The sequence below is a fragment of the Clostridium sp. DJ247 genome, assembly GCF_014231265.1.
This window is the reverse complement of record NZ_JABAIW010000126.1, coordinates 1-2,362: the sequence shown is the minus strand read 5'-3', so window position 1 is coordinate 2,362 and position 2,362 is coordinate 1. Positions and strand designations below refer to the sequence as shown.

4 protein-coding genes and 1 pseudogene are annotated in these 2,362 nt (G+C 28.8%); 1 reads left to right on the top strand and 4 read right to left on the bottom strand.

Annotated features, from left to right (window positions below):
* Positions 1-276, top strand: a pseudogene (locus HGI79_RS22575) (hypothetical protein); the annotation flags it as partial.
* A 435-nt stretch (positions 277-711) separates the two neighbouring features.
* Here the strand turns inward: HGI79_RS22575 and HGI79_RS22335 are convergent.
* The 4 genes from HGI79_RS22335 to HGI79_RS22570 form a co-directional block, all read right to left on the bottom strand.
* Positions 712-1,032 carry a hypothetical protein gene (locus HGI79_RS22335; protein WP_185652866.1) on the bottom strand — a complete coding sequence of 107 codons (321 nt, stop codon included), beginning with the start codon at positions 1,030-1,032 and terminating at the stop codon, positions 712-714.
* 3 nt (positions 1,033-1,035) lie between these two features.
* Positions 1,036-1,395 carry a JAB domain-containing protein gene (locus tag HGI79_RS22330; protein ID WP_241428312.1) on the bottom strand — a complete coding sequence of 120 codons (360 nt, stop codon included), beginning with the start codon at positions 1,393-1,395 and terminating at the stop codon, positions 1,036-1,038.
* A 221-nt stretch (positions 1,396-1,616) separates the two neighbouring features.
* Positions 1,617-1,871, bottom strand: a complete 255-nt coding sequence (locus tag HGI79_RS22325) for a hypothetical protein (protein ID WP_185652865.1) — start codon at positions 1,869-1,871, stop codon at positions 1,617-1,619.
* An 11-nt stretch (positions 1,872-1,882) separates the two neighbouring features.
* Positions 1,883-2,362: hypothetical protein (locus HGI79_RS22570; RefSeq protein WP_207725876.1), on the bottom strand; the 480-nt coding region annotated here is incomplete at its 5' end.

The following is a 2,362-nucleotide window of genomic DNA, read 5'->3' as shown; positions in this document are numbered from 1 at the left end:
AGATTTCAGTGTTTTCTGTATGGAAAATTGATTAGTATATTACTAAATTCAATAATAGTTTTTAAGGCTAAGGAATACATTGGACTAAATGAGAAAAAACATATTAGCGAATTTAAGTCATTTGCAATAGTAAAAGAACATTCTTGCAATATTAGAAATTGTATATTTAGTAAGACCAAAGAGTTTTCAAAAGTAATTTCTAAATTATTTGAGCTTATTTCTAAGTGCGGAGTAAAATCTAAAAATAAACGAAAAAAAATTCTGGAGACATACTAGATTCCATAGAATTAGCAGTCTCCAAAATGGAAAGTCTGTAAAGTCAGCCCTGTAATATTAATGTTTTAGTTACATTATATACCAAAGGTTTAATGTAACTTTATTAGAGTTACCAAAATTTCAAGAAAAATTCCAAGATTCTTAGATAAATAATCAACTTATTTAAAGTAATTCCAAGTATTCAAAATTAAACTAGAATATAAATTTCCATTTTGAAAAAAATAATTTTTTTAGCAGTATTCTTCCTTTAATATTCCTTATTTTGCTAACTTTTATTTATTAGCTTGATGGCTATGGAGGGTGTTTGCGAGCGTAGTGAGCTTGCTAATTACAATTATGCAGTTAAATATTACAGTAAATTTTAATTGTTTATATTGTACATTCTATATTTTTCTATAAATTTATGCATTCACTTACTATAATTTTTGTTGTTAGTTATTTAGATAAAGTTATAAAAGCATCATTCTCATAATAATACATAAATGCTTTAAATAAATCAATTTCTGAACATTCAGGTTGTTGTTGGTACGCATTATCAACAATATCTTGAATATCTGCCATACTTAATACATAATCAAGATTATTGTCAATAGCAAATTGTGGTACCTCCTCATTATCATCTAAATCATCTAAATTAAATAAATAACATAGAGAATTCAAAGACCAATTTTTATCCTTTGGTAAGAAAATAGAATTCTCCCAAGGCAACTCATTTGCATTTACTAGTACATTACGAAACTCTATTAAACTTTCCATAAATTACACCTCCAATTTAATTATCGTCCACCACCCCAGATTTCCATACCTCGAGGAATTCAAAGTGCCTATACTTACTACATTTATAGTAGTTGGCTGATTCTTTGTATCAAGAGAACATACTATAAGTTCTTCTCTATCCATACATTCAAAGAATCCCTTAATAAGATTATAAGCATCATCTGGTGAGACTACCTTTCTATTTTTATACAAGAAACTTGCTTCCTTTACCATTCTTATTGATACAATATCAACCCTTTTAGCATGAAAAGCTTTCTCATAATGATTGTTACTACTTAATGCTAACTCCATAACTTTTTGATTTTCTTTCATTTTCCCCACACAATAAATATTTTTTTCCATAATAAAAACCTCCTCATATTTTTCAAAGCAAAAATGAGGTACTTAATCTTTTTATTGATTAAGTACCTCTGATAACAATTGCTTGTATTCATAGATATAATATATATTTATAAAAGCTGAGATTACAAATTTAACGCAAAATATTACAGTAATAATACTATTATATTTTATTTAAATAATGCATTCAGCTTTTGTATTATTTTGTAGTGAGTAACTGTACCTTATTCATATATTTTTCCAACATAAAATACAGTAGCAAAGAAATTCCAATCAATGTTTTTAGGTACTTCAATGTTATTATTCTCATAATACCCTTCCATATCTTCAATCCATGATTGTATAGATTCTAGATAATTTTCTATTGTTTTATTTTCCCACTCTACTGGATTATTTTTTTTATCTGTAGCTAACTTCCCTAAGAAGTTAATAAAATCCTCCTTAGTTTTAACAGTTTTTATTTCTTCATGAACACTCATAATTTGCCCCCTTATTTTATAGTAATGCTTTCTCCACCGCCTAATTTTAGTCTGATTGAACTACCACCATTGTTAGTTGTCATCTTAAAACCGCCTTTTGCTATTTCTTCTGGTGTAGCCCATTGAACAGGAACATCATTAAGTTCTGCTAGTCTATATGCCCCAAGTCTTCTATGGTCTAAAGTCCATATCTTGCCTGATTCATCTTTCCATACTTTCATAGTCGGCAAATCACTAGGCTTTAATGTTCCATTTTTCAATGCTTCTGCATTCTGAAGTACAGTATATTCGCCAGTTTCATTCTTAATAGAACTTTGCATAAAGTTAATTTCTTTCGGATTTAGTGTTGATGGCAACTTAGCTTCAGCCGCCCCCTTACCAGCGGTAATTCCAAGTCCACTACCTGCAACAAAATCGCTTGATAACTGTTCACCACTATTGATAACTTTGTAGGACCTTATTCCATTAATTCCAACACCAGCTAAATTACC

Bases quoted from the DNA above. Each gene is read 5' to 3' on its own strand.
- HGI79_RS22335 (WP_185652866.1), bottom strand. From the start codon at position 1,032: ATGGAAAGTTTAATAGAGTTTCGTAATGTACTAGTAAATGCAAATGAG.
- HGI79_RS22330 (WP_241428312.1), bottom strand. From the start codon at position 1,395: ATGGAAAAAAATATTTATTGTGTGGGGAAAATGAAAGAAAATCAAAAA.
- HGI79_RS22325 (WP_185652865.1), bottom strand. From the start codon at position 1,871: ATGAGTGTTCATGAAGAAATAAAAACTGTTAAAACTAAGGAGGATTTT.